This window comes from Mesorhizobium sp. M2C.T.Ca.TU.002.02.1.1, from assembly GCF_003997225.1.
Map to the genome: position 1 here is coordinate 1 of NZ_RZTO01001294.1, position 1,027 is coordinate 1,027.

Annotated in this window: 2 protein-coding genes; both read right to left on the reverse strand. The window is 46.9% G+C overall.

Annotated elements, in window-relative coordinates; genetic code table 11:
• The coding region (locus tag EOD07_RS35585; RefSeq protein ID WP_164772908.1) for a hypothetical protein at positions 1-456 on the reverse strand (456 nt) is incomplete at its 3' end.
• Between the two features lie 103 nt (positions 457-559).
• On the reverse strand, positions 560-940 hold the full coding sequence (locus EOD07_RS35590; protein ID WP_127238450.1) for a hypothetical protein: 381 nt from the start codon (positions 938-940) through the stop codon (positions 560-562).
• Positions 941-1,027 lie beyond the last annotated feature (87 nt).

A 1,027-nucleotide genomic window follows, 5' to 3' on the forward strand; every position in this document is an offset into this window, starting at 1 on the left:
ATACAGTATTTGTGCTAAGTTTTGTGCAGTTATTTGGCGCTCACTATAAAGTCTACTGCTTCTTCGTTTGGCCATAATTGACATTATTCCGCTGTCCAAGCGCGGTTCAGAGAGTTTAATCTCATCAAAAATCCGGGAGTTATGTCTGTTGTAGAGATTTACTCGATCTTTTCTCGCAATGTCACTGGCCCGTTTTGCTGCTAGCTCCGCCTGTGAGGCGTACTTTACATACTTTGTACTGAAATAGTATGCGCCAGCCGTGGTCCCCCACTGCCATCTTTCGCTGAATTCCCTATCTGCGTCCGCGTCTGGCTCGCCTTCGCACAATAAGATTCCGGATTTCATACCCTCTGCTATTACTGCCTTGAGGAGGGACCCATTCTCGTCTCTGAAATTCTCAATGACCCGGCTTATCTCGATCCATTCATTGGCCAGAGAGATTATCTTCAGCACCATCAAGTCACAACGTATGCGCTGTCCGATCCTGTAGTTTTCTACTACAAAATCTTGACCGTCCGGGTGGATGGATAACGTGGATGCGCGTCGAATCCGCAAGGCGCTATTTTTTGTTCCAGTATATAGGTGGAGGAGTCATGAGAGGGGTATTCGCGTAAGCCTCCTCGTGCCCCAGGGCTCCAACAACAGTATCTATTTTCTTAATTGCTTCCCTAAGACGCTTTGACAATTTCGGGTCGCGCTGGATTTTTGCGTGATCTTCTAAAAGTTCTTGCACCTCATTTGCCAATTTGTCGGCCATGCGATGGCGAGGTAAAACTGTATTCTCAAGTATAGCAGAAAATGCTTCGTCATCGACGACGATTGGCTTGGTTTTTATCCAGTCCATCATCATCTGTTTCTTTTCGGTATCGCTAAGGCGGCGATAGGCGCGCTTTTTATCTGCTGCTGTCGGTTTTCTCGGCTTTGTAGTTGCCTTTGCCATTGTTTTCCCCTCTGTGCCCCAATAGACTATTAAAATGACCTAATATTTGGGTCACCGCAAGCCTGGTTCGTTGGATAGCCTCTCACG